Source organism: Peribacillus sp. NPDC096448 (assembly GCF_044762675.1).
GTDB classification, from domain to species: Bacteria; Bacillota; Bacilli; order Bacillales; family DSM-1321; genus Peribacillus; species Peribacillus frigoritolerans_B.
In genome coordinates this window covers 11,584-36,502 of the sequence record NZ_JBIWEU010000014.1, presented here as the reverse complement: position 1 = coordinate 36,502, position 24,919 = coordinate 11,584, and the positions used below count along the sequence as shown (strand labels likewise).

General features: G+C 37.2%; 24 protein-coding genes. 22 read left to right on the top strand and 2 right to left on the bottom strand.

From position 1 onward, the window contains the following. Positions 1–129: 129 nt before the first annotated feature. A complete protein-coding gene (locus ACIQ0C_RS21190) occupies positions 130–543 on the top strand; it encodes a cupin domain-containing protein (protein ID WP_403063665.1) in 414 nt (137 codons plus the stop codon). Between the two features lie 146 nt (positions 544–689). Here ACIQ0C_RS21190 and ACIQ0C_RS21185 read toward each other — a convergent pair whose 3' ends face one another. Next, complete coding sequence (locus ACIQ0C_RS21185; RefSeq protein ID WP_403063662.1) at positions 690–2,216, bottom strand: glycine betaine uptake BCCT transporter; 1,527 nt, start codon at positions 2,214–2,216, stop codon at positions 690–692. Between the two features lie 696 nt (positions 2,217–2,912). On the opposite strand from ACIQ0C_RS21185, the gene ACIQ0C_RS21180 reads away from it, so the two are divergent. The 15 genes from ACIQ0C_RS21180 (at position 2,913) to ACIQ0C_RS21110 (ending at position 18,535) form a co-directional block, all read left to right on the top strand. Further along, positions 2,913–3,566: a TetR/AcrR family transcriptional regulator gene (locus tag ACIQ0C_RS21180; protein WP_323066577.1), complete on the top strand. Its 654-nt coding sequence runs from the start codon at positions 2,913–2,915 to the stop codon at positions 3,564–3,566. A 911-nt stretch (positions 3,567–4,477) separates the two neighbouring features. Then, positions 4,478–6,910, top strand: coding sequence for a GcvT family protein (locus tag ACIQ0C_RS21175; protein WP_403063658.1), 2,433 nt, complete (start codon positions 4,478–4,480; stop codon positions 6,908–6,910). Between the two features lie 26 nt (positions 6,911–6,936). Next, the gene (solA, locus tag ACIQ0C_RS21170) at positions 6,937–8,088 is read left to right on the top strand and encodes an N-methyl-L-tryptophan oxidase (RefSeq protein WP_403063655.1); all 1,152 of its coding nucleotides are present in this window, start codon (positions 6,937–6,939) and stop codon (positions 8,086–8,088) included. A gap of 78 nt (positions 8,089–8,166) precedes the next feature. Next, positions 8,167–9,315, top strand: a complete 1,149-nt coding sequence (locus tag ACIQ0C_RS21165; RefSeq protein WP_403063652.1) for an aromatic ring-hydroxylating oxygenase subunit alpha — start codon at positions 8,167–8,169, stop codon at positions 9,313–9,315. Positions 9,316–9,462: 147 nt separating this feature from the next. Further along, a complete protein-coding gene (yumC, locus tag ACIQ0C_RS21160; protein WP_403063649.1) occupies positions 9,463–10,452 on the top strand; it encodes a ferredoxin--NADP reductase 2 in 990 nt (329 codons plus the stop codon). Between the two features lie 191 nt (positions 10,453–10,643). Next, positions 10,644–11,957, top strand: a complete 1,314-nt coding sequence (locus ACIQ0C_RS21155) for an HAD family hydrolase (RefSeq protein ID WP_403063646.1) — start codon at positions 10,644–10,646, stop codon at positions 11,955–11,957. Positions 11,958–12,391: 434 nt separating this feature from the next. Continuing rightward, complete coding sequence (locus ACIQ0C_RS21150) at positions 12,392–13,012, top strand: recombinase family protein (RefSeq protein WP_403063643.1); 621 nt, start codon at positions 12,392–12,394, stop codon at positions 13,010–13,012. A 249-nt stretch (positions 13,013–13,261) separates the two neighbouring features. Beyond that, on the top strand, positions 13,262–13,819 hold the full coding sequence (locus ACIQ0C_RS21145; RefSeq protein WP_403063640.1) for a hypothetical protein: 558 nt from the start codon (positions 13,262–13,264) through the stop codon (positions 13,817–13,819). A 1,080-nt stretch (positions 13,820–14,899) separates the two neighbouring features. Beyond that, complete coding sequence (locus ACIQ0C_RS21140) at positions 14,900–15,196, top strand: JAB domain-containing protein (protein ID WP_403063637.1); 297 nt, start codon at positions 14,900–14,902, stop codon at positions 15,194–15,196. Positions 15,197–15,198: 2 nt separating this feature from the next. Then, the gene (locus ACIQ0C_RS21135) at positions 15,199–15,474 is read left to right on the top strand and encodes a hypothetical protein (protein WP_403063634.1); all 276 of its coding nucleotides are present in this window, start codon (positions 15,199–15,201) and stop codon (positions 15,472–15,474) included. A gap of 325 nt (positions 15,475–15,799) precedes the next feature. Then, on the top strand, positions 15,800–16,288 hold the full coding sequence (locus ACIQ0C_RS21130) for a hypothetical protein (protein WP_403063631.1): 489 nt from the start codon (positions 15,800–15,802) through the stop codon (positions 16,286–16,288). After that, a complete protein-coding gene (locus ACIQ0C_RS21125; protein WP_403063628.1) occupies positions 16,272–16,898 on the top strand; it encodes a hypothetical protein in 627 nt (208 codons plus the stop codon). The genes ACIQ0C_RS21130 and ACIQ0C_RS21125 overlap by 17 nt, the downstream gene beginning before the upstream one ends. 418 nt (positions 16,899–17,316) lie before the next feature. Continuing rightward, entirely contained in the window at positions 17,317–17,448 is a 132-nt protein-coding gene (locus ACIQ0C_RS21120) for a hypothetical protein (protein ID WP_403063625.1), read from the top strand. A gap of 759 nt (positions 17,449–18,207) precedes the next feature. Further along, positions 18,208–18,339, top strand: coding sequence for a hypothetical protein (locus ACIQ0C_RS21115; protein ID WP_403063621.1), 132 nt, complete (start codon positions 18,208–18,210; stop codon positions 18,337–18,339). Positions 18,340–18,385: 46 nt separating this feature from the next. Further along, positions 18,386–18,535, top strand: a complete 150-nt coding sequence (locus ACIQ0C_RS21110) for a hypothetical protein (RefSeq protein ID WP_403063618.1) — start codon at positions 18,386–18,388, stop codon at positions 18,533–18,535. A gap of 499 nt (positions 18,536–19,034) precedes the next feature. Here ACIQ0C_RS21110 and ACIQ0C_RS21105 read toward each other — a convergent pair whose 3' ends face one another. Next, positions 19,035–20,177, bottom strand: coding sequence for an Ig-like domain-containing protein (locus ACIQ0C_RS21105; protein WP_403063615.1), 1,143 nt, complete (start codon positions 20,175–20,177; stop codon positions 19,035–19,037). Positions 20,178–20,317: 140 nt separating this feature from the next. On the opposite strand from ACIQ0C_RS21105, the gene ACIQ0C_RS21100 reads away from it, so the two are divergent. The 6 genes from ACIQ0C_RS21100 to xerS all read left to right on the top strand — a co-directional run bounded on the left by ACIQ0C_RS21100 (position 20,318) and on the right by xerS (position 24,098). Continuing rightward, entirely contained in the window at positions 20,318–20,572 is a 255-nt protein-coding gene (locus ACIQ0C_RS21100; RefSeq protein WP_403063612.1) for a hypothetical protein, read from the top strand. A gap of 370 nt (positions 20,573–20,942) precedes the next feature. Then, positions 20,943–21,413: a DUF2690 domain-containing protein gene (locus ACIQ0C_RS21095; protein ID WP_403063609.1), complete on the top strand. Its 471-nt coding sequence runs from the start codon at positions 20,943–20,945 to the stop codon at positions 21,411–21,413. A gap of 441 nt (positions 21,414–21,854) precedes the next feature. Then, positions 21,855–22,262 (top strand): type VII toxin-antitoxin system MntA family adenylyltransferase antitoxin, encoded by a 408-nt coding sequence (gene mntA / locus ACIQ0C_RS21090; RefSeq protein ID WP_403063607.1) that lies wholly within the window; start codon positions 21,855–21,857, stop codon positions 22,260–22,262. Then, on the top strand, positions 22,252–22,656 hold the full coding sequence (gene hepT, locus ACIQ0C_RS21085; protein ID WP_403063604.1) for a type VII toxin-antitoxin system HepT family RNase toxin: 405 nt from the start codon (positions 22,252–22,254) through the stop codon (positions 22,654–22,656). The genes mntA and hepT overlap by 11 nt, the downstream gene beginning before the upstream one ends. A gap of 12 nt (positions 22,657–22,668) precedes the next feature. After that, complete coding sequence (locus ACIQ0C_RS21080) at positions 22,669–22,833, top strand: hypothetical protein (RefSeq protein ID WP_403063601.1); 165 nt, start codon at positions 22,669–22,671, stop codon at positions 22,831–22,833. Between the two features lie 137 nt (positions 22,834–22,970). Continuing rightward, complete coding sequence (gene xerS / locus ACIQ0C_RS21075) at positions 22,971–24,098, top strand: tyrosine recombinase XerS (protein WP_403063598.1); 1,128 nt, start codon at positions 22,971–22,973, stop codon at positions 24,096–24,098. Positions 24,099–24,919: the final 821 nt, after the last annotated feature.

Sequence of the window (24,919 nt, the reverse complement as noted above, 5' to 3'; positions counted from 1 at the left end):
AGGATGGAAAGTGAACTCCCGAAAGCCACTCAGTATCATTAGATACTTTCCTGTGAAAGATTTATGAAACTACGTTTAAGTCAGTTGAAAATTAGGAACTTAAAAAAACTAAAACATTTGAGGTGCAAAATGAGCGAAAAAACTTTGACCCAAAACGAGTTAAAATTTTTAGATGAAAAGCCAGGTATTAAGTTAATTAAGGCGGGTTCTTATCGTTTAAATGAATTGAGTGAGTTGCGAGGAACACCGGATCTAAAGGGACAAATTATTGATGCACCTGTCACAGACAAAAAAGAAGTATTAACAATGGGTTACTTTGCATTGCAACCTTCAGTAGATTATTCAGCAGAATTTAATTTTATAGAGATAAAAGTAGTTACAAAAGGGAAAATGGTAGTGCGTGATGTTGAAGGGAATAAATATGTAGCAGAAGTTGGAGATGTTTTAATCTTTTCTCCTAAGACAACAGTTATTTTCGATGGTGAAAGTGATGGAGAAGCAGTTTATTTTAAGAATGTAGCAGCTAATCCTTCTTATTTATGATAACCCCACCCCACTAAGTGAAAACTTGGAGTGCAGTCTTTCCTTAGTTCTCTCTTTCTAGCAAATACGAAGTTCCTATATAATAGACTCTCGGTAATTACCGAGAGTCTATTATATTATTTGAAGTAAAAAGAAGGAATTACTGCTTAAGAAATTTTTTCTTTTGGGATCGAGGTATAGTCTTCTTTGACCTCTTCCTTTAAAGCCTTGAATAAAGACCAACACATGATAACCATAATAATAGAAAAAGGAAATGCAGCTGCCATGGAGGCAGTTTGAAGGACCTGTAAACCACCAGCCAAAAGTAATACGGCGGCAACCATTGACTGAATGACCCCCCATGTAATTTTAATTTTATTTGAAGGGTTTAAATTCCCTCTTTCGCTTAGCATCCCCAACACAAAAGTGGATGTATCAGCTACCGTTATGTAATAAATCATCATGACTGTAAAACCTACGATACTTAATAAAGAACTTGCCGGAAGATAATCAAAAAAACTGAAAACGGATAAATCAACATTTGAAGTAATTTGTGTGGCTAGTTCTTTTTGACCTAAGTTATGGATCATATGGAGAGCTGATCCCCCAAAGATGGAAAGCCAAGCAAACGTACCAAGTGAAGGGACGAATAATACGCCAATGACAAACTCCTTTATCGTCCTTCCTTTAGAAATTCTGGCAATAAACATGCCTACACAAGGTGCCCAAGCAATCCACCATGCCCAATAGAATAACGTCCAACTCCCAATCCACTTACTGTCACCAAAGGGCTCTAAGTTTAAACTCATATCAACGAAATCACTTACATAGCCGCCCATCGTACTAAAAAACACTTTGAAAATTGTAGAAGTCGGGCCCAGTACTAAGACCAAGAACATGATCAAAAACGATAGGATCATGGCCGTGTTGGATAAAAATTGAATCCCTTTTTCTAATCCAGTGGTTATAGAGATTAAGAATAGAATGGTTGCAACGGCAATAACGGTGATTTGAACCAGAAGAGTGTTTGGAATACCAAATAAGGCATTAAGTCCACCTGAAATTTGCATGGCACCCAAACCAAGAGAAGTAGCTATACCGAAGATGGTGGCAAAAACCGCAAGGATATCAATCGTTTTACCAATCGGACCATGAATTTTTTCCTTTAAAAGAGGATAAAATGCAGAACTCATTGATGCCGGTAAACTCCTGTTAAATTGGAAAAAAGCAAGGGCCAAACCAATGAGGGTGTAAATAGCCCAGGGATGGAAACCCCAATGAAAAAATGTATACTGCATCGCTAAATTAGCTGCTGCTTCTGTTTGTCCTTCTCCAGTAGGTGGACTCGTATAATGAAATACAGGTTCAGCAACACTCCAAAAGACAATTCCTACTCCCGAACCTGCACCAAAAAGCATAGCCAACCATGATCCTGTCTTAAATTCCGGTCTGTCAGTTTCCTTTCCCAACCTAATATGACCGTATTTAGAGAATAATAAATAAACAGAAAATAGAACAAAAAAGAGGGCTGAACCAAGATAAATCCAGCCAAAGTAGTCTATGGTACCCTTAAAAAAGGTAGTGGTAATCGTTGAGAGGCTCTTTGTAAAAAAGATCCCCCAAATAATGAAAGCAACCGTTAATAGGACTGAAACATAAAAAACGATATTTTCGTTTATCCTCTTTTTACTCAAATTAACTCCTCCTTTACTTCGATAAAAGTGGCTCCTGAGAATTCGGTTGTGGGCTGCATCCTGTTTTCTGCTTATCTTTTAATCAAATTATTCTAAAGATACTCAAGGTTTATTACTAGCTTAGTAAATAATGTAGTAAGTAAAATTAAAACTCTTAAAATCTATTGTGGAGTATTGAAAACATTATTTTCACATTCTCTGTTTCCTCCTATCAACAAGTAAACGCTTATATTGTTTTAATTTCTATTTTTTAACAATGTCTAATCATGATAATACCATAATCAAAATTAGAAGAAAATGTGATTATGTTAAAATATCTAAAAATTCAAAAAGTTTAACTTTCGAAAAAAATTATTATAATAAGCTTAATTATTCTTATCCGTATGATTATACTACCCTTCAGAAAGTCTATTTAATAGGCTACCCCAAAAAATAAACATTACTAAAAAATAAAAAGGATTCAAGTTAAGACCCTTTAAAATCCTTAAAACCAGCAAGATATACAGACAAATAAAAGTAGAATAATAATATTTAAGCGTTATCGGGATGTATTCCAATAATAGTTAAAATAAATATCAGGCTAATTTCATATGCCCTCTCATAAATGAAGGGCCCTTATAGGAACCTTCATTGCTGCTATAGAATGCATTTTTATGTTACACTCAAAATTATTATCATAAATTTGAGGTGTTAAATATGAAAAAACAAACAGAAAAAAATAAAGAAACGCAAACTGTCCGAATGATGTCTTACTTTATTAATGCAACTGCTGAAATTATCACAGATGAGGGAATTGATAGAGTTACTATAAGAAAAATCGCTGATTTAGCAGGTTATAACAGTGCAACGATTTATAACTACTTTGAAGACTTATCCCACCTCATTTTCTTTGCTTCTATGAGATTTGTAAAAAAATACACGGATGCTTTACCAACTTATCTTTTGAGAGCAAGAACACCCTTGGAAAGATATTTTTTGATTTGGGAATGTTTTTGTAAATATTCTTTTGAATCTCCACAAATCTATTATGCGGTATTTTCGGCTAATTTAGGTACTCACCCGATTAACCTGACAAAATATTACGAATATTACCCGACTGATTTGGTAGCATTTCCAGATGATATAAAGCCAATGCTTTTAGAATCTAATTTATCTAAGAGAAATCTTATTGCCCTTAATCAATGTATCAGTGAAGGGTACATTCAAGAGATGAATGCAGAGCGTATCGCAGAGAGTCATTATTTAATATGGCAGGGCATGCTTACCATGATTATCAATAATAGATCTACTTATACTGTTGATGAAGCCGCAGAAGTAACTGTTAATCATATTCGTAATACCATTCTTTAAACAATAATTGATAAATCAAACGACTTTTTGTTTCGAATTGGAACAAAATAATCATAAATGGAAATGCTGCTGCAAATGATGAAGGATGCTTCTAAATAGCCGAATCGGCAGGATAACTCTGGAATAAATTAATGAATCAAAAACAAACCCTTTGATAGTACATTCTCCCTAAAAACGGTCCCCATTTTTTCCACCATACCTAAAAAAATAATGTCAAGATTGAAGCTTAAGAACTTTCCTAATAGGTTTTTTCTTAAGCTTGTACATAAAATGGTAAGCAAAAATATTAGTATTTGATATAACTTTCATTCCCCAATCAATGTTATTCATCTAACTAGCCCCCCTTTTCAGTAAGCGCTTACAATGATTATCACTAATTTGTATTTTAAATATTTTAAATATTTAAAATACTATTTACTTTGTTAAAAAACGGTAATATAATTATCTTAATTATTAAGTAATCATGATTATTTAATAAAAAAATAGAAATATGGAGTGGAAAAAGGATAAGTAATTAGAAAACCTTCTCAATGATTAAAGACTCAAAGAACTAGAAGTGTAAGTGCATCCTTATGCAGATCTTCAAAGTGAAGTAGTTTACCATCCTCCTAGAATACATCTTGCAACTTCCTCAAGATACTACAAACCGCCCCATCTTAAATTTTAGCTTATCAGTCTATAAACACACTATTAAAAAGTTTAAGAAGGAACATTGTACAACAATATTTTTTTAGTGTAATCGAACAGGGCAATTAGAAAGTTAGTCAATGTTTTTAGTAGGTCAATTTTCAATTTCTTTTGGTGTACAAGGAGCAATTGTTATTGAATGTGAACATAGTGATTTTTTAACAGATTAAGAAAAACCCAACTAGTTACTATGAAGGTAAAAGAGGGGAGTGGGTCGGAGAGTTATGGGACAAAAGAAAATTGTCATCATAGGTGCAGGTGTTGTTGGATGTAGTACAGCCTATTATTTAAATAAAATGGGGCAGCGAAACATAACTGTTATTGAACAAGGACCGTTATTTGAAACAGGGGGATCCACATCGCATGCTCCAGGGCTTGTGTTTCAACTTGGTTTTTCCAAAGTGCTAACAACTTTGGCCTCTCAAACAGTAGAAGCGTTCAAAGAGTTAAGTCATGAAGGTCAACCCTCTTTCTATTCGGTAGGAAGTCTTGAAGTTGCAAATACTCAGGAACGTTTAGACGATTTGAAACGAAAAGCAGGCGTTGCAAAATCATGGGGAATGGAGACATTTGTTCTTTCACCAGAAGAATGTGCCCAAAAAAGCCCGTTACTCAACTCAGATAACATTTATGGTGGTCTGTATGTACCGTCAGATGGAATTGCCAAACCTCTTCGGGCTGTTGACCAAATGGCTCATTTTTCTAAATCTTGCGGAACTAAGTTTTATGGTCACACAGAAGTAACGGACATTGAGGTAGTGGATGGCCGGGTAAAGGCAGTGGAAACAAGTGCAGGACGATTTGAAGCGGACTTGATCATTTGCTGTGCCGGATTCTGGGGACCTCGTATTGGAGAAATGGTAGGCGTTACCATTCCTCTTCAACCAATCGCTCATCAATATGTATTTTCGAATGACTTACAAGAACTTGCTGCTGAAACGGAAGAAGTATCAATGCCGATTATCCGTCATCAGGATAGTGCCATGTATTATCGCCAAGTATTCAATGGGATAGGAATTGGTTCTTATCAACATCGACCATTGCCTGTTGAGGTCAGTGAAATTACGAAATATGGCGAAGCGAAAGAAATGCCATCTGTAAAGCCTTTTACACCTGAAGATTTTGAAAAGCCATGGGAAGATGCTCAGGAACTCATTCCTGCATTAAAACAAGCCGGCGTGAAAAGAGGAATAAACGGGATATTCTCCTTTACACCAGATGGGATGCCACTACTAGGAGAATCACAAAAAGTTCGTGGTTTTTGGGCGGCAGAAGCTATATGGGTAACTCATTCTGCCGGTGTTGGGAAAGAAATGGCTGAATGGATTGTAAATGGAGCACCAACCCTCGATTTGGAGTTGTGTGATATTAATCGTTTTGACACTTATGCACAAAGCCCCGCTTATTATAAGAAACGCTCTATTGAAAATTATGAAAAAGTATACGATATTCATCATCCGTTCATGCAGCCGGAAACATCACGTGACATGCGTGTAAGTCCATATTATATGCGTCAACAATCACTAGGGGCTTATTTTAACGAAAAATCGGGCTGGGAGCAGCCACAATGGTTTGAAGCAAATGATTCGCTTGTTGCAACGTATGGAAAAAGCATCTTGGAGCGCAAAGGGTGGGCTGCCCAATATTGGTCACCAATTATCGAAGCTGAACATCTGCATACTCGTCAATATGCTGGACTTTATGATGTGACAGCAGTCAAAAAACGGTTGGAAATCAGTGGAAAAGGGGCACTTGAGTTTCTAGAACACCTCACAACAAGCACGATTGATATTCCAATCGGACAGGTGACGAGTACACTGATGCTTCATGAATTAGCTGGTATAAAAGATGAAATAAAAGTGATTCGTACCGCAGCTTCAACATTCTTTGTTCTTTGCACAGGAGCAGTTGAAGCTAGCTGGATTAAAAAACAAGTACCTGTATCCAGCCAGGTTGTGATCCAAGATCTAACGAACGGAATGTGTGGTCTTAGCGTAATAGGTGGTAAGGCGAGCGAGATAATGAATTCTCTTGATTCCCAGGCTTTTGTTAAAAGTGAATGGGAGATTGGACAAGCCAAAGAAGGATTTATCGGGAATGTTCCAGTTCTCGCAGTGTACGATTCCTATGCCGGAACAGAAAGATGGGAGCTATTCACAACATCCGATCAAGGATTAAAGTTATGGGATATCCTATTTGAAGCAGGACGTCACTATCAGATCATTGCTGCAGGAGATCGTGCACTTGAAAGTCTTCGAATCGAATCACTTTCACTAAGAAACGGTAAGGACTTTTGGAGTGAACATAATCCTTATGAAGTAGGACTCGACCATTTGGTCGACCTTAACAAACCAACTTTCATTGGGAAACAAGCATTGATTGACCGCAAGGCAAATGGACCTAACCTATTGTTAACTCCATTACTACTGGATGATCCTTCAATGGTTGTTATGGGGTATGAACCAGTATTTGATGAAAATAAGGTAGCTGGTTTTGTAACAAGTGCTGGCTATGCATACAACTTTGGTAAGGGGATTGTGTATGCCCTGTTATCACCTGAAACTATCCATAAAAGTAGCCAATTGAGTATTGAATACTTTGGAAAACGCTATACAGTAACAAGAATTAGCCAATCCGCTGTGAGGGCTCATCAATAAAATGAAAACAGCCAGGAGGATTATATATGTCAACACATTATGATGTTATTGTTATCGGGTTAGGAGCCATGGGCAGTACAGCTGCTTATCAATTAGCTAAGAGAGGTCAACGTGTGCTTGGGCTTGAGCAGTTTGGTCCCGCACATGATCAAGGATCCAGCCACGGCGGATCACGGATCATTCGACAATCTTATTTTGAAGATCCAGCTTATGTTCCATTATTACTTCGTGCCTACGAATTATGGGATGAGATTAAGCGAGAAAGCGGAGAAGAGATTATGACGGTTACGGGAGGATTAATGATGGGTCCTCCAGATAGTTTAACTGTATCCGGCAGTATTAAAAGTTCGAAACAGTGGGACCTTGCTTACGAAGTGCTGGAGGCAACTGATATTCGCGGGCGTTTCCCGGTGTTTAACCCATCACCTAACACTATCGCATTATACGAAGAAAAGGCTGGGTTTGTCAGACCCGAACGTAGTGTATACACCCATCTTCTTCATGCAGAGAAGCATGGTGCCGACCTTCGATTCTTCGAAACTGTTCAATCATGGGAAGCACATCCTTCTGGTGAAGGTGTCCGTGTTGTGACAAATAACGGGACATACGAAGCTGGAAAAGTGGTCATTTCTGCAGGAGCCTGGGCACCACAGATTTTGAAAGACTTAGGGGTAAACTTACAAGTAGAGCGTCATATTCAAATGTTCTTTGAGCCAACAAGAGGAATAGAACCATTCCGTGTTGGGAATCAACCGATTTATATATGGGAAGCAGATGACAATGTGCAATTATATGGTTTCCCTTCTGTAGGAATAGGTGCAGAAGGAGCAAAAGTCGCCTTTTTCCGTAAGGGAAAACCATGTACACCAGAAACCATTGACCGAAACGTGCATAGCGATGAAGTGGACATGATGAGAGAGTATCTGGCCCAAGGCATTCCACAATTAAATGGTCGCTTTTTACAAGGGAAAACATGTATGTATACAAACACACCGGACGAACATTTTGTAATTTCTGCACATCCTAATCATCCGCAAGTGGCAGTTGCAGCTGGATTTTCTGGACATGGATTTAAGTTTGCGAGTGTTGTAGGAGAAATATTAGCGGAACTAGTGATAGATGGTAAAACAAATCATCCCATTGATTTATTCAGCCCGCAGCGTTTTGCCTTTAAGTAAGTTTTTGTGAACAGATAAAAAACACCTTATGCCAGACTATCGTTAAATGATTCCAAAAGGACCAAGGAGGAATAATTGATGGCAATGGATCAGAGTGTCTTAAAGGATAAAGGGAAAGTCAGATCTACGTTAAAAGGAGAATTTTATACATCACCGGAGGTATTCAAACTAGAAAAAGAGAATATTTTTGCTAAATCATGGCTTTTCGTTGGCTATGAATATGAGGTAGCGGAACCAGGTCAATACATTACAACGAAGGTTGAAGGCGAAAATATTCTGATTGTTAGGGGAAAAGACCGTGTGCTGCGATCTTTCTTAAATGTATGCCGTCATCGTGGAGCAACACTCTGCAGTGATCCATCTGGAAAGACAGGAATCATCCGATGTCCATATCATTCGTGGAGTTATGGACTTGACGGTTCCTTGCTGGGAGTGCCAAAATCGAGTGAATGCCGTGAAGAGTTAATAAATAATGATACTTACGGTTTAGAAGAAGTGAATTTACAAACATGGCATGGTATGATCTGGCTGAACTTTTCAGAAAATCCAATGCCGGTTGAACAACAATTAGACTCACAAATTGTTGATCGTTTCGGCGAACTTGAGACATTCGGTAGATATCAAATTCAAAATCTAAGAGTCGCACATCGCAAAGAGTATGATGTTAAAGCAAACTGGAAGATCATTGTAGAAAACTTTCAGGAATGTTACCATTGCTCTGCCATTCACCCTGAACTGACAGCGGCACTTCCTGAATTCAAAACAGGCATTGGAACACAAAATGCAGTCGGTATAGGGGCAGATTTCAATGAAAATTTGGAGGCCTTCTCCATAAGTGGAAAAGGAAATCGACCAATGTTAAAAGGGCTGCTTCCTGAAGATGACCGTATCTATTATGGAATGACCATTATTCCTCATGTATTCATCAACTTAACGCCGGATCATGTGATCACTCACCGAATCATTCCGATTAGTACGGATCGATCGATTGTGATTTGTGATTGGTTATTTGATCCGGATGAAATGGCCAAACCAGATTTTGATCCAATGGACGCAGTTGAATTATTCCATCGCGTAAATGAGCAGGATTTCGAAGCTTGTCAATGGTGTCAAGAAAATATGGGATCAAAGGCATACAGAGATGGTGGAATCTTAGTTCCGATTGAACATCATGTTTCCCGATTTTACAATTACGTTTTAGAGTCAATCGGTACGGTAGTCGAATAAAAGATACTTATAAAATGGTGATGTAAAAAAAAGGCACCTGCTGAGAACAGGTGCCTTTTGTGAATCCAACAGTTGAATTGGTGGAGTAGGGTTAATATTGTTACTGGATTAAATCAAGATAACTAACTACTAAATGGGGGGATATGTGTGAAAGAAGACACTAAAGTATACGATATAACAATCATTGGTGGTGGACCTGTAGGATTGTTTACAGCTTTCTATGGTGGAATGCGTCAAGCGAGTGTGAAAATAATTGAAAGCTTGCCGCAACTTGGTGGGCAACTTACAGCATTATATCCTGAAAAGTACATTTATGATGTTGCTGGATTCCCTAAGGTCCGAGCACAAGAATTAATTAACAATTTAAAGGAGCAAATGGCTAAGTTTGAATCAACAATCTGCCTTGAACAAGCTGTAGAAACGGTTGAAAAACAAGTAGATGGGGTATTTAAATTATCAACAAACAATGAAGTGCATTATTCAAAAACGATTGTGATTACTGCTGGAAACGGTGCATTTCAACCTCGAAAAATTGAACTTGAGGAAGCTGCTCATTTTGAGAATAGTAACCTCCATTATTTTATAAATGACCTGAATACATTTGCTGGACAAAGAGTACTGGTATGTGGAGGCGGAGATTCAGCAGTGGACTGGGCTCTTATGCTTGAACCGATTGCCGAAAAAGTATCTCTAGTTCATAGGCGAGATAAGTTCCGTGCTCATGAACACAGTATTGAAAATCTCTATAACTCAAAAGTGGAGGTACGCACTCCTTTCATTCCAAAGGAATTAACTGGTGGTGAAAGAATTGAGCAAGTAGTTTTAGAAGAAGTAAAAGGCAATCGTAAAGAAATATTGGATGTTGATCATGTTATTGTGAACTATGGATTTGTTTCTTCATTAGGACCCATCAAAACCTGGGGTCTAGAAATCGAGAAAAATTCTATTGTCGTAAATAGCAAAATGGAAACAAACATCGAGGGAATATATGCTGCTGGAGACATTTGTACATATGAAGGCAAAGTGAAGCTAATCGCAAGTGGTTTCGGTGAAGCACCTACTGCAGTTAACAATGCAAAGGCATATATGGATCCGAAAGCACGTCTCCAACCACTTCACAGCACAAGTTTGTTTTGAAATCCGTGATTTCATTTTATTTGATTCTGACGACTTGGAATGAAAATTGAAAATACTATTGGGGGATTTTTAGAATCAGAAGAGTTAAAAAATCAAAAGATGATAAAAACCAATCATTGTTTACAGTAACGGAAAATAAATTGAATATTTCAAAAAAACTCTATTTACTTTTTTAGGGGGAGTGTTAAGCAATGAAGAACAAAGTAAAGGGTTCAGTCATGACCATGATTTTAAGCTTGCTCCTCTCTTCAACAATTAGTACAGCATCTGCTGAACAAGCAATGCTTAAAAAAGCAGAAAATAATAGACACAAATATGTTCAAGTGCTGGATGAAGGAAAATGGGCGCCACATACGTACAAAGCTGTTCAGAGTTTAATAGATAAGCACGGTAAAAACAATCCGAAATATAACCCGAAAAAGAAACCTTATGCTGTCTTTGATTGGGATAACACAAACATTATGAATGACACAGAGGAAGCTCTTTTTGTTTATCTAATTGATCATTTGGCATATAAGTTAACCCCAGAAGAGTTTTCAAAAATTATTCGAAAGGACGTTCCGCCTGGCGAATTTTCAGGGGAATATAAAAACTTGGAAGGCAATCCTGTTACGATAGAGGAGATCGCTGCAGATGTAGATAGGGATTATCAATTCCTGTATCAAGAGCTGCAGAGGGGAAAATCATTAGAGGAAGTGACAGCAACAGACGAGTTTAAGGATTTTAAAACAAAGCTGTTGTACATGTATGAAGCCATTAATGATACTCATGGAGCAAATATTGGTTGGAAATGGATTCTCTACTTTTTTACAAATATGACGCGTGAGGAGCTTCAAAGCTTGGGGGAAGCTTCAAATGATGCCAATCTTGGAAGAGAATTATCTAAAGTGACATTGAAAAGTCCAGAATCTTTAAAAGGAGAAGCTGGTGTTGTTAGCAGTTCTTATTATACTGGAATCCGGCTGACACCTGAAATGTCAAACTTAATGTATATATTGCAAGCGAACGGTATTGATGTGTATGTTGTTACCGCGTCATTAGGGGACCTCGTCGAAGTGTTCGCCAATTATCCAAAATACGGCTACAATTTGCCAAAGAATAATATCCTTGGCATGCGATTAGAAATGAAAGACGGCAAGTATGAACCTTACTATAAAGAGGATTGGCCGTTTACTGGAATGCATGGTAAAACGGAAGTGATCCAAAAAGAGATCGCAAGTAAAAAAGGGGGACGTGGTCCAATATTGGTGGCAGGCGATAGCAATGGGGATTATGAAATGATGACGGAGTTTTCGGATACGGAGCTTGTGTTGATTGTAAACCGTGTCAGTGGTGGTAATATAGGAAAGCTATCAGCCATTGCCGCTTCTCAAATCGGAGAAAAGAATCCAAACTATGTGCTTCAAGGCAGGGACGAAAATACGGGATTATGGATACCGACAGAGTACTCCATTAAATTAGGAACAAATGAAAAGGTTTTATTGACTGATGTGGCTTTGAAATAAAGTCAGGATGTTTATAAAAAAGACGCGATGTTTATAATAGAGTTGCACCGTTTTACCCCTTTGGATAATATCCTCTAAAGGGGTGTTTTTATGTCCAAAAGATAAAGTACATCTGAAATTTTAAAATGGATCAAGGTAATTTTTGAGTGGCTATAAGAAGAAGTAAAAAAAGTCGATTCCTTAACGTAGTGGAGATCGACTATTTAGGTTAGAATTCTTTTAGCGTATAAAATTTCCGAAATAGGTGGTATAGCATTGTTACTACCGTTCGTAAAAGTACACTTTTACGAACGCGTCTTTTTTATATAAAATCAACTCATTTTCACGTTCGTTAAAGCTGAAAAACACTTTATGAACGTTCGTCATTTTGTATACACTTTTACGAACGCTTTTGGTAGAATAATAGGAAAGTAAGTGGAAAAAGGAGTAAAAAGATGGAATTTCGTAAATTCGGATACATAAGAGTTAGTAGCAAAGATCAAAATGAAGGACGTCAACTTCAGGCCATGAAAGAAAAAGGATTAGATGAACGAGATATCTTCCTAGATAAACAAAGTGGGAAAAACTTTGACCGGACTCAATATCAATTGTTAAAACGTATGATCCGGAAAGGGGATGTCTTATATATTCATTCACTCGATCGTTTTGGCCGGAACAAAGAAGAGATTCTTCAGGAGTGGAATGACATCACAAAAAATATGCAAGCAGATATCGTCGTCATGGATATGCCTTTACTGGATACTACTCAATTTAAGGATAGTTTAGGGACCTTCATCGCAGATCTTGTTTTACAAATCCTTTCCTGGATGGCGGAAGAGGAGAGAGACCGTATACGAAAACGGCAGCGTGAAGGAATTGATGTTGCTTTACAAAACGGTGTGCCCTTCGGCCGACCGAAAGCTCAAATAACGGAAGAGTTTAAAGAAGTGTATGATCGTTGGCAAGCAGGTGAGATGACAGCTGTGAAGGCAATGGGAGAATTAGACGTTAAAAAGACGACTTTTTATAAGTTGGTTAAGGAATACGAAAGCGACTTTCAAAGTAGTTCTATATAATAGAAGAAACTCGTCCAAAAAGGAACTTTAGCTCAACCGGAGCAAAGGATTTTCAACAATTTTATAGATTACTATACATCTATTTTATAAAGGTAGTGTTAATGTTTAAACAAAAAAAGCACCCTTAAGGTGCCATAAGCTAATAGTGATTATCGCATTTCTACTACCATAAGGATGTTTTTTGTGGAAATAGCTTCTCAAAGTGAAATGGTTATGAAATATTAATGTTAATATAAAGGAGAGGGAAAATTGCCAAAACCAAATAAAGGCAAGACAACAAAATTAAGTATTCGTCTTTCGTATGGTGCTGAAGAGTATATAGAAAAGGCAGCTGTAAATTTAGGAACATCAAAAGCTGGTGTCATTCTTTTGGAGTTATCAAAGATTTTTAAAAATCTTCCATCACAGGCAATGGTCGAAGAATATAAAGAAACGATTACTTTAAAGCCAGATCATTTTGCAATGTCCGTAAATGAAAAAGTATCTGATCGAATAAATGAGTTAGTTGAAAGGTATGGAATGAGAAAGAATGTTTTGATTGGATATATCATTTCAAATCATTTTGATCCAAATAATAAAGATTTAGAGCCTAAAAAATTCATGGTCCAAATAAATAAATCCTTATATAAAAAGATGTTGGATTATAGTGAAAGTCATTTTGTTGATTTGGGTGTACTGGTTGCTGATTCAATCTTAGAAGGACCATATGAGGGAATGCCTACTTATGATCGTGAAGGATCGGAACAATTCTTTACGAATGTACCTGGTTATATTCGAGATATGGTAAATGAAAATGTGATGAAATGAATATTAGAAGTCATTTATATACTTCACTTTGTTTATATAAGCAATTAATGAGGCCAGAAGGAAGGTTCTATGAATAGAATAAGTTTACCGGATCCAACCAGAGAATGGTGTTTATTTAGGCGCTCTTTAATGAGTGTCTTTTTTTGTTTTATTTTGTCATCTAGTTACATAATGAAACCATATGAGGTAAATTTCATAATAGGTGCGTTCAATCTTATTTATGAAGGTTTGTCTTACTGGATATTTTTAAAAAATATCCAGTCATGCTAATTATATCGATTGTACAGTCTTAAGGGCTGTCTGATTTCTTCAGCTTTAGGGACCTGAGAACCTACTTCGTGCGGATAGACTACAGACTGTCTAGAAAGGAAAGAACACCTTTCTGAAATTTAGTACGTGTCGCTTTGGCATTAAATGATTCGATAACGACGATCTATACGGCTCATGCTTCGCCTACATTCCATAAGTTCCTGTTCCATTTACGGCTACCGTCGCCATACAGAACTACCCGGATACCGTAAGATTAATAAAATAAAAGAACACAAGGATAGCAGCCGCCCGGCTGCTTTTTTTATTATTTTTCCCTTTGCCTTCCGAATCGTAAAACAGCGCAGGCCGGCTAACCTTCCAGCCGGTAGGGCACCCGAACCTTTCCGGCAGGAAGCTAAGGCGGCCAGTCCATCAATCAAGGGGCAAAAATCTTTTTGATTAGGGGCGCTTTCGCAACATCAAAAAGTTTTTGTGCTTAATCCCTTGACCGAATGCCTATGCGTGTTTTTCGTTCTACATGTCAAAGGGGAAAAATAATCCCCCTTTGGGGAACTAATTCGCTTCGCAAGGCAAATGAAAATAGGAAAGAAAAACCCACCAGAGAAAAATCAAAAGCGAAACAAATAAAAAAATAAAATGAAAAGGCGTTTTTGAAAATGGAATTAACCCCAATTTTTGAAGTGGTACGAATCAAGCAGGAAATAAGGGAAATGTTGAACCGTTTGCGGCTTTTCAAATTCGTAAGCCAGAAGATGCCCTGAATTAGCCGCAGCGCAAATCGCAAACGAGGACAGGGAAGTGTTTCTTGTCATGATGCTCAATACAAAAAATCATGTTGTAGGTCTACATCGGGCGCATGTGGGAAGCCTGAATGCGAGTGTCGTCCATCCTAGAGATGTGTTGAAATGCGCCATTTTAAATAACGCGGCTTCCCTTATTGTCAGCCATCAGCACCCATCGGGTGACCCAACCCCGAGTATGGAAGACATTGAAGTCACAAGGCGATTGGCGGAAGCAGGGAAAATTATTGGGATTGAAGTTTTAGACCATTTGATTGTTTCCCATACGGGAAAGTATGTTAGCTTTAAAGAAAAGGGGTATTTATAATAATGAAAAAAGACGAGCAAGAGGGGGATGATTTTCCCTTTTGTTTTCTAGGGACTGAGTACCTTTGGAAAGCACTGAAGGAAACACCCAATAAAAGGAGGCACAGCGGCTGGATCTTCAGCTGGTGCGTTCACGCATGGAGAAAAAAACATCCGTTTTTTCTTCATTTAGAGCAGGCATCAGGCCTGCTTGATGGTTGCTTGATGCAACCTCTAAAACTTACAGGAGCGCCTTCGGGTAGAAGGAACAATTTGCTGAGCAATATTCTATACACGTAATAAAAGTCAGAATGTTATTCTTCGCTTCCTCCTTACTTTATCTTTACCTTTACAATTTTCCCTCCAGCCTTTTTACCCGCATGTTCCATTAGTTTCACAAACTGCTTCTTTATCTCCGTATCCTTTTTGTTCTTTTTCATCATATATATCCCTCGCAATTTAATATTCTTGCTAAATAGTATCGCCATGGTAAAGGAAGCTTATACATTCCCCGGTTCTAAAGTGCCCCCTTCCCCACTATATTGTTAGTAAAGTGGAAAACTGGCAAAGTGACCCTGAGGTATGTTTCCATTTTTACAGAATGAGAGGGGAGGGGAGGGAAGGGATGTCATCATTGAACCCTTTTTTCGAGGAAATGAAGAAAAAGGATCCAAAACCAAAAGCTATTCAAAAAACATCTTCCGGAAGTCCTTCGCACAAAATAACGTCGGTGAGAAAAGTCAGGAAGGACAAGCAGCATGACATTAAGTTCCCTGTAGATTATGTCATGAAGGTCAAGCTCCGGACGCTTTGCAAAACGTTAAATCCGATATATAAGCAAAAGACGGGGAAATCCTTGACCCAAACGGCCTGCAATACGTTATTGCTAAGGTTCAGTTTGACTAGATGGAAGGATGTGAATTATGCAATGGACTATACGGACACGAAGGAATATATGCATACCTATTTGCTGGAAACGGAATACGGTGAAAGGGGAGGATTGCATGAAGTCGCCATCTTAAAGGACCTGTCCGATCGGAGGGTTGCCTTTTGCATGATCCATCATACGGTTACCTGGTTAGAAAGAGGGGGTTCCATTGAAGAAATCCTATAGTCAGTTCAACCTTTTATCGAACAAGCTGTTTTATGGGACAAAGGAAAAAAAGGGTTTTTTTGATTACTTCTTGCCAAAATATCGATATCTGCAAATCGAGGTACCCTATTATGAATTTTTAAGGGGAGAGGTATTCGTCGAGGACATGAAGGATTTGTTTGAAGAGGCTCCACAAAACCTAAGTTTGTATCACCTTATTGCCCTCTTATACTTCGATTTTCTGGAACAAGTGAAAAAAGGGGCCAAATATGAACAGATCTGTCCCTTTTTGATTTCTTCCAAGAAAAAATTCCTAGAACGGCCGATGATTGAAAAAAGGGTATTGAAGCAGGTGACGACTAACCTTTTCTCTTTTGAGCAAAGGGAAGAAGAAATCGAGCTAACCTCAGAAGAAAAACGAGCAGAGATCACCCTTCGAATCAAGGAGTCGGAGATTTACCGGGGAGAGGTATTCCTGCATGATATTTCCCCATACTTGATGGATGAAGAGTTGACGGTCGAAGATTTACTGGTGATTTTGTTCATGGACTTTCTGCAAAGGATTAAAGAAAAGGGAAACTCAAGCCAAGCCATGAAGGCCATTTTATTGAACTTTGAGGATTACTTTTGATAAGCTGTCAAAAAAAATCAGGCACAGAGAAAGGATAGTTACAACTATCCTTTTATTAAAGATCTTTTGCACTGGGGTTCAAAGGTGATGAAATCCTGCGATTAAGCGAGTATTTGTAACGCTACTACTTCTGAATTCATTTATAAGGACCTCTTTCGGTTTTCACGTAGTGAATAGGGTGCAATTGAATTTGAACATCGAAGGGATATAAGTTTTGATGGGGATATTTTTGAATCATGACAAGAGTGGACTTTAAACGGGTTTGCTCTTTTTGTGTGATTGAAATAATGTTGTCCGCGGTCTGTACGGGTGTCTTTTTGCTAGTTAGCGATGTGCTACATTCAGGTGAGGCGTATAAAATTTGGAGGCAAGAGTAAGCTAACATACGTATATAAGCTGCCACGGGAGGTGAATAAGTATGAGTAATGATGCAAGAGGTTCTAAAAAAAATAAACCAAATGATGCAAACCATGTGAATGCTGAGACGAAAGCCAATCAAAGACGAATTTCAGAAAAGAATAACCAAGAGAATAATGGGAAGGTTCAGTAGGGACTGACCTTTTTTGATTCCACTATAAACTTCTTCTCATATAACAAATAAAGAATATAGAAAAAATTTTTACTAGAGAACTGATATATATCGACATCAGTTCTCTTTATTGATTTATCACTCGAAAAAGAAGGTCATATTCAAGACCATACACCTCGATAGAATATATAATGTTAAAAGTGATCTCACGGAAGCTCCAGCATATTGGTGTGAAGTCGTTCCAAATGGACTGTTTGTTCACGACGCATATTGTCACTCCTTTTCTGCTTTTTAAATTTCATATTAATTACAATTTCAACAAACAGTTTACCATAACATAGTTATGGTAGAGGTATTTTTATTTTTTAATCGGGGAAAGGGTATTAGAAATTTTAAAATGTGAGGTTAATTCTTCGATTGGTTTATACCACTTAGCCACTAATTCAATTAGTTCGTGTTTAGAAACTGATACTTGAAGAGCAGGTGGTATTGGGCTTTTGATTATAAATAAATACATTAAATTAATCCGTTATTTATGGGGTCTGGTGCAGGAGCTGCAGTTGTCGGTTCTAGTCAATATGTAAAAATTAAAAGAGGATCAACTTCATGGCAATTTGATTGGTCCAACAATTACTAAATCAGAGTGAAATTTAAGAAATAGAAAAAAAGGGTAGTCATTAGATTACCCTTTTTTTCTACGAATATATTTTTATACATATAGTATGAGAAGATTTCAAAAAACGCAGGCGGCTCATTAAAAAAGTACAAGGAGTGATGTATATGAAAAGGAAAATCATCATATGGGTTACTGGTATTCTAGTAGCCATTATGCTTCTTGGGTTAGCAGGTATGACATTCTATAAATACGCTCCAATATCTGAAGTAAAAACAATTAATGAATCCGTCGAATGAAAAGGGTTCTATGTTCCAAATCGAAATAATAAGGAGTAGATGCGTTGTGAAAATAGATCCCGAAAAACAAGAATTGATTAGAACATACTCTTTAGTTGCTATTGCAGCGAGCCTTGTAGTCATTGCGTATAATATAAATGCTTATCTGGTTGATGTTGTTCAGATGTTAGCTGCACTTGTAAACAAAGGGAATTAATCTAAGTTAGTAGAAGAGGGCGAATACGCCTTCTTTTTTATGTTAAATTATTTATTAGACTTTTTCTGCATATAATTACTAGAATGGGAAAGATATGATAAAATAGAGGAACAACTGAGGATAGAGTGGGAGGTCACAGTTTCACCTTTGCCATCTAATGATAGATGGGAAGGGAGGTGACCGCATGATACATTTCCTATTGAACATTGTAACAGATATTGGTAAAGACACTATAGTTGCTGTAGCAACCAGTCTCATCATATCTGCGTTCAGTAAGAAAAAGAACCACCCATCCTCCCAAGATGTCAATGGTTCTTCTTCTGATTCTTTTGATTAAGAGTTAGATGTGACCTTGCACTCTTGCTAGTTGTCACCCTCATGTATCAGCATGGGGGTGTTTTTAGTTTATGTTAATATAAGGATAACATACCCAAATTTCAAAGTAAATATTCGGACACTTAAAAGGGAACCATTAGGCTCCCTTTTTGTCATATTGCACTTAATGTTTTACAACTTTAATAGTTGCCTTTGAACTAGTATTCCCAGCCTTATCCTTTGCAGTTATTGAAAGTGTAGTTCCTTTTTTCTGTGCTTTAATCTTGACTGAGTAGCTCCCCTTAGAACTTGCTTTTGCAGAGCCTAGCACTTTACTTCCATTTTTAACAGTAACCGTAGAATGAGCTTCTGCTTTACCAGTAACAACTTTATCGTTGTCATCTATTTTATTTACTGTTGGCTTGTTTGGCGCAATAACTTCTATAACAGTTACCGTTGAACTTGAGCTCACATTCCCTGAACTATCTTTAGCTGTGATTGACAATTTAGTACCTGCTTTTTGAACTGCAATTTTAACAGAGAACGTTCCTTTAGATGTTGCTTTAGCTGAACCGAGGGATTTACTTCCGTTTTTAACAGTAACTGTAGAATAAGCTTCTGCTTTACCAGTAACAACTTTGTCATTATTGTCAACCTTATAAACAGTTGGCTTAGTTGGGTTAACATTGTCTACAAATGCTGTTGCGGTAGCATAAATGTCATATTCAGTATTATCGTCAATGTATTCGTTATCTTGGTCTATAACACCCACATAGTAGGTGCCTTTTTTAGCTTGATAAGCTTGTACTTCAACACCGTCCTCATATTCACTACCTAAATATTCTAAGTTACTATTTGTAACAAAATCTTTTTGCACAGCTGCAAATACTAGATCAATAACATATGAGTCAGATAATCCAGCCACTAATAAAACTCCACTACTGGGCACATCTATTTTATGAAAATCCACATCATTCAAAGGAAGCAATTGACCGATTGTTCCTTTTTCGTATGATGCGGTGTCTGCTGAGTCAAAGTCATCATTATATTCAGTTTCAAAAATATACTCATCGCTGGAAGAACTGCTCATTCTACTCATTTTGCTAGAACCTTTAACTGAATGCGGTTGAGAACCATTTACTTCTTTTTCAAGTTGTTTAAATGTTTTAGAATCAACGAAACCTTTTTCAAGTGGTTTTTCCACTTGACGTTCAATAGCTTTCCTTGCCAATCCGTTCTCGGTTCCTTCGGCCTTCACAGCACCTACAGACAATGATGAAGCAAATAGACCTACAGCAACCAATGATAAAATACCTTTATTACGCACGTTTTTTCCCCCTGGATTCGTTATTAAGAACCATGTAATACTTTTACATACTAATACATAAGTACCGGAATTTCCATAAGTTTCTTTAGCTTTATTTTGACAAGAACTGCAATAGCTTGATGGCAATGGGGTAGGACCCCTTGGCCAAAAACAAAGAGCAGGATGAATTGAGTAAAGATTTTCTAAAGTGGTTAGAAGAGGAGGATCCTTTTGGTTTAGATGAAGAAATAAAGATAATTATTTTTAAGTGTTTGCGTTGTGAGAAAGAAGATGAAGTACCTGAATATGTTGTTGATGAATTCCATTATGATTTAATAGAAGATGAAGAAGTTGAAGTGGTCTGTCCTTTTTGTAACGTTACAATGCGACGCGTGAGAAAAGACCCAAGTGAATAATCAACACTTGGGTCTTGATTTAGTCGCGTTAGCGATTTTGTTCTTCCTCGTTTAGTATTAAGAATTAATTCAAGGATTCCATTAAAAAATCCTTTTTACGTAGAAAAAGGATGCGACCCATCTTTTCAGAGGGGATAAACCTACATTTCTTTCTTGAGCAATGGATTTATAGGATTTTTTCCCTTTTAAGTACTCTAAAACTGCATTTGATTTCTTTTTTAGTTTATTTTCAGAAAATTAATACTTTAGTAGCTTTTTTGCTTAGTTGCTGTCTAAAAAATGGTCGTTTTTTAAATGTAAAATAGTCCCTTAGTTCATCGTAATACAAATTTTTGCATGGTAAAGTTTAGGAAAAAGGAGAGCTGTTATAATGAAAAAACTATTAAATATTGGGATGATATTTACTTTTGTCTTTGGTCTGATATTTGCGGTTTCACCAGCTCAAAAAGCATTTGCCCTATCTTATGATGGTACAAATCCTATTACAACAGGTTGTTCAAGTGATGGAGTCACCAAAGCTTCAAAACATATCATTGACTCCAACGGTTATTATCTTGGAACTGTATACCTAAAATGGAGTTATAAGTGTCAAACATCTTGGGCTTATATGAAGCTTACTAATGCTGCTCCGATAGATGCCTTTGGGAATGCAACGGTATATAGTTATACTAGTAGCGGTACTAAAAGAACATCTTATTCTTGTGCTAGTAGTGGTGGTAACGGGAGGATAAATCGTGGTCAAACCTCCTGTCATAGCGCACAAGTGTATAATGGTGTTGGGTATAAGGCTTACGCCTTTGGAGCTGCTGGAGGAGGCACAGCAAAAACTACTTGGTATTAATCGCTAAGAAATTTTGCGTCCTTCAGCAAAATGAGATTTAAGAAATTATTACTCTGATAATCCCATATTTTTTGTCTTGTTGCATAATCAGGCGCTATCCTTGAATAAGGGTAGTGCTCTTTTGCATTTAAAAGGCCATTAAATTGAATAAGAATTTTAAACACAATTCGATATTTTTTGTTAATATTAGTATTATGTTTTTCTCACCTTAAAAAGAAAGGATATAATAAATGAATGGTTCTTTAGAATACAGGCATACTTGTAGCCATGGATAATGAGGTGGAGGAGAGCACTATATTGGGGCGTAGTTATTTGAGAATTTCTAATGTTCATAATGAGGGAAGAATTCATTTATGCGTAAAATCTCTGTTTTACGAATAAATGGACGAAGGAATTAATGTTTGGTATAATCTTCATATAATAATTTAGGGAGCGTGTCTTATGTATACAGAAATGTTTCAAACCATTCAAGATACTCTCATAAAGAAAATAGATCCCGTTTTTATTATTATCTTTGGTTCTTATGCCAAAAACTCTATACATAAAGACAGTGATATCGATATTGCTTTCTACAGTGAGAATCAATCGCTTACTACATATGAAGTTTTTCAGCTGTCACAGGAATTGGCAGATATTCTGAAAATTGAGGTGGATTTGGTCAATATCCGTATAGCATCCACGGTATTTAAAGCCCAGATATATACTACCGGAACAATTATATATTCAGTGAACGACACTCTTCTTAAAAACCTCCAAATGACTGCACTAAGCATGTACGCTAAATTGAATGAGGAACGCGAACATATCTTAAAAAAAATAGGAGAAAGTGGGACCATTTATGAAGAATGATGTGATATTGAACAAAATCAGTGTTATAGAACGTTGCATGAACCGGGTTAAAGTTGTATACGAAAATAATCCAGAAAACCTAAAGGACTATACCAAACAAGACTCCATAATCCTCAATATACAAAGGGCCTGCGAAGCGTCAATCGACTTGGCTATGCATATTGTAGCTGAACAGAAACTAGGTTTGCCTCAAACCAGCAGAGATGCCTTTGATATGCTTCATGGGGCTTTAATTATTGACGAAATTACGGTCAAGCGATTAAAGGCCATGGTAGGTTTTAGAAACATAGCCGTTCATGATTACCAGACGGTTAATATAGACATTTTGCAGCAAATTGTTACGAACCATCTTGAGGATTTTACTGACTATACAAAACAAATCCTTAAATTTTAATAAAGGGGTTTTATGATGAATTACAAAATCCGTGTTTATGATCTCCATACAAAAAAGGAAACAATCAGGGTAGATAAAATTTTTGAAACGAAAGATGCTGCTGAATCTGCTATCGAAAATCATAAACTTCAAAATCCAGAAAAATATGAGTATATAAAAATTCCAGTGAAAAGTTAATTATTTCAGCCCTACCCCTTTCGGGCATGGGCTATTACGTTAGCAGTTAGTAACTTGAACATAATATTATTATGTAAACAATTATTCGTAAAAATTGAATTTTACGCATAAATTAAACTTTAAAAAGGAGTAAATCAATGGCCAATACCAGACAACATCAAGTCCATGAGCAGAAATTGGAACAGCTGGTTAAGTCCATGCCTTTCTATATCGTTGAATATGTTGACAATAAATTGGATATAAGGTCTCCTTCCACCCTCTTGAATTACGTTCTTGATTATAAATTATTTTTGGAGTGGCTGATAGCCGAAGGCATTGCTGAGCAGGAGCATATTAAGGATATCCCCCTTTCCGTGCTGGAAAAGTTGAAGTTGATCGAAGCCCAATCCTTTATCAAATTTTTGGAACGGAGAAATATCCCTATCAATAAGAAGGAAACAAAAAAAGCCGAAAAGGTATCCGTCAATCGGAAAATTTCAGCATTACGTTCCCTTTTCAAATATTTAACCACACAGACAGAAAATGATGATGGCGAACCTTACTTCTATCGAAATGTTATGTTGAAAATTGAAGTGAATAAAGTGAAAGAAACATTGGGGGCGCGTGCTTCCAGAATATCTACAAAGATTTTCCACAATGATGAGGATGCGCGATTTCTTGAATTCGTGAAGCATAACTATGAAAAGGAGCTACCTGAAAAGTCCAGAAAACTCATATATTTTAAAAGGGACAAGGAACGTGATTTTGCGATTTTATCCCTCTTCTTAGGAAGCGGCATCCGGGTGAATGAGTTATCTAATCTAAGGCTACGAGACTTGGATTTCGAAGAAAAACAAATACATGTTTTACGTAAAGGTGGAAAAAAGGATGTAGTGGCAGTCTCTCCTCCGTCTATGCAGGACATAAAAGATTATCTAGCTGTGAGAACGGAACGTTATAGGGGCTCAAATGATGATACGGCCTATGTTTTCTTGACTAGAGTGAATGATGGAGCCACCCCTCTTTCCAACCGCGCCATCGAGGCTCTAGTAAAGAAATACACCAAGGCATTTAAGTCCAATAAGTCGATGTCGCCACACAAACTGAGACATACCTATGGAACAAACTTAATGGAGCAGTCAGGAGACATCCATTTACTGATGACCCAACTTGGTCATACCTCAACCACAACGGCTGCCCTGTATACAAACCCTGAGCAGGAGAAGGCTAAAAAAGCTGCGAAAATGCTGGGAGAGAGAAGAACCAATTATCGTGAAAAGGATTAGATGAAAAAGGAGAAGATTTCTTTCTATATTAATTTGAATGTATTTTTCCCTAACTAAAACTTTATTTCTTGGCTCTTATTTAGAGCCAAGAGGTATTATCTTCTACCCCTCCATTTTACCAAGAGGTGAAGCAAACTAGACCTTTGCTTGCTAACGAAAGTTAACAATAAAAAACCATTAGGATGAAACCTGATTTCGTAAGGTTCATCGCTCCTCTCCCTGTAATATCCGCATCATACGACTTCTTCCATCAACCGTACCAGTGTAAAAATGTCATATGACAATTTCCTCGCTAAGGTATCGGATGACCTTGAATCCACTCCTCTATGTAATCGCTTTCTAATATTCTAGCAAGCTAACTTCTATTATGAATCCACTAAAAAAGAAGTGGCAGCTGCTAAAGAGGAAATAGAAACGATTAAATCAGAAAAAGAAGTGGAAAAAGCTGAAAAAAAAGGCTTCTTTGCTCGACTTTTCGGAAAGTGAACAAAGAACCTAGAAAAAGTAAAAAGGGGGTATGACCAACCCTGGTTAGTTTGTCATACCTCCATTATACAATAATTACCTTTTCGGTTAAAGTCATACAGACTACTCACCGGGGTTTTTCTTTTATAACCCATTCTTCAATATGGGGTAGCGTCAGGAAAGTGCGGATATACAACGTTAAGGGGTATCACCAACAATTTTAAATCGATTTTTTATTTATCTTAATGAACTAACGCACCCGTTAGTTTAAGTACAATCCTTCACAAACTAACTTTGGAATAAGAAAAAGAGGTGCCGCAGCTACCTCCCTTATTGAAGTAAAGCACCTTTAAGAT

Coding starts and splice junctions, on each gene's coding strand:
- ACIQ0C_RS21190 (WP_403063665.1), top strand. CDS start 130: ATGAGCGAAAAAACTTTGACCCAAAACGAGTTAAAATTTTTAGATGAA.
- ACIQ0C_RS21180 (WP_323066577.1), top strand. CDS start 2,913: ATGAAAAAACAAACAGAAAAAAATAAAGAAACGCAAACTGTCCGAATG.
- ACIQ0C_RS21175 (WP_403063658.1), top strand. CDS start 4,478: ATGGGACAAAAGAAAATTGTCATCATAGGTGCAGGTGTTGTTGGATGT.
- solA (WP_403063655.1), top strand. CDS start 6,937: ATGTCAACACATTATGATGTTATTGTTATCGGGTTAGGAGCCATGGGC.
- ACIQ0C_RS21165 (WP_403063652.1), top strand. CDS start 8,167: ATGGCAATGGATCAGAGTGTCTTAAAGGATAAAGGGAAAGTCAGATCT.
- ACIQ0C_RS21155 (WP_403063646.1), top strand. CDS start 10,644: ATGAAGAACAAAGTAAAGGGTTCAGTCATGACCATGATTTTAAGCTTG.
- ACIQ0C_RS21150 (WP_403063643.1), top strand. CDS start 12,392: ATGGAATTTCGTAAATTCGGATACATAAGAGTTAGTAGCAAAGATCAA.
- ACIQ0C_RS21140 (WP_403063637.1), top strand. CDS start 14,900: ATGATGCTCAATACAAAAAATCATGTTGTAGGTCTACATCGGGCGCAT.
- ACIQ0C_RS21135 (WP_403063634.1), top strand. CDS start 15,199: ATGAAAAAAGACGAGCAAGAGGGGGATGATTTTCCCTTTTGTTTTCTA.
- ACIQ0C_RS21130 (WP_403063631.1), top strand. CDS start 15,800: ATGTCATCATTGAACCCTTTTTTCGAGGAAATGAAGAAAAAGGATCCA.
- ACIQ0C_RS21120 (WP_403063625.1), top strand. CDS start 17,317: ATGAGTAATGATGCAAGAGGTTCTAAAAAAAATAAACCAAATGATGCA.
- ACIQ0C_RS21115 (WP_403063621.1), top strand. CDS start 18,208: ATGAAAAGGAAAATCATCATATGGGTTACTGGTATTCTAGTAGCCATT.
- ACIQ0C_RS21095 (WP_403063609.1), top strand. CDS start 20,943: ATGAAAAAACTATTAAATATTGGGATGATATTTACTTTTGTCTTTGGT.
- mntA (WP_403063607.1), top strand. CDS start 21,855: ATGTATACAGAAATGTTTCAAACCATTCAAGATACTCTCATAAAGAAA.
- hepT (WP_403063604.1), top strand. CDS start 22,252: ATGAAGAATGATGTGATATTGAACAAAATCAGTGTTATAGAACGTTGC.
- ACIQ0C_RS21080 (WP_403063601.1), top strand. CDS start 22,669: ATGATGAATTACAAAATCCGTGTTTATGATCTCCATACAAAAAAGGAA.
- xerS (WP_403063598.1), top strand. CDS start 22,971: ATGGCCAATACCAGACAACATCAAGTCCATGAGCAGAAATTGGAACAG.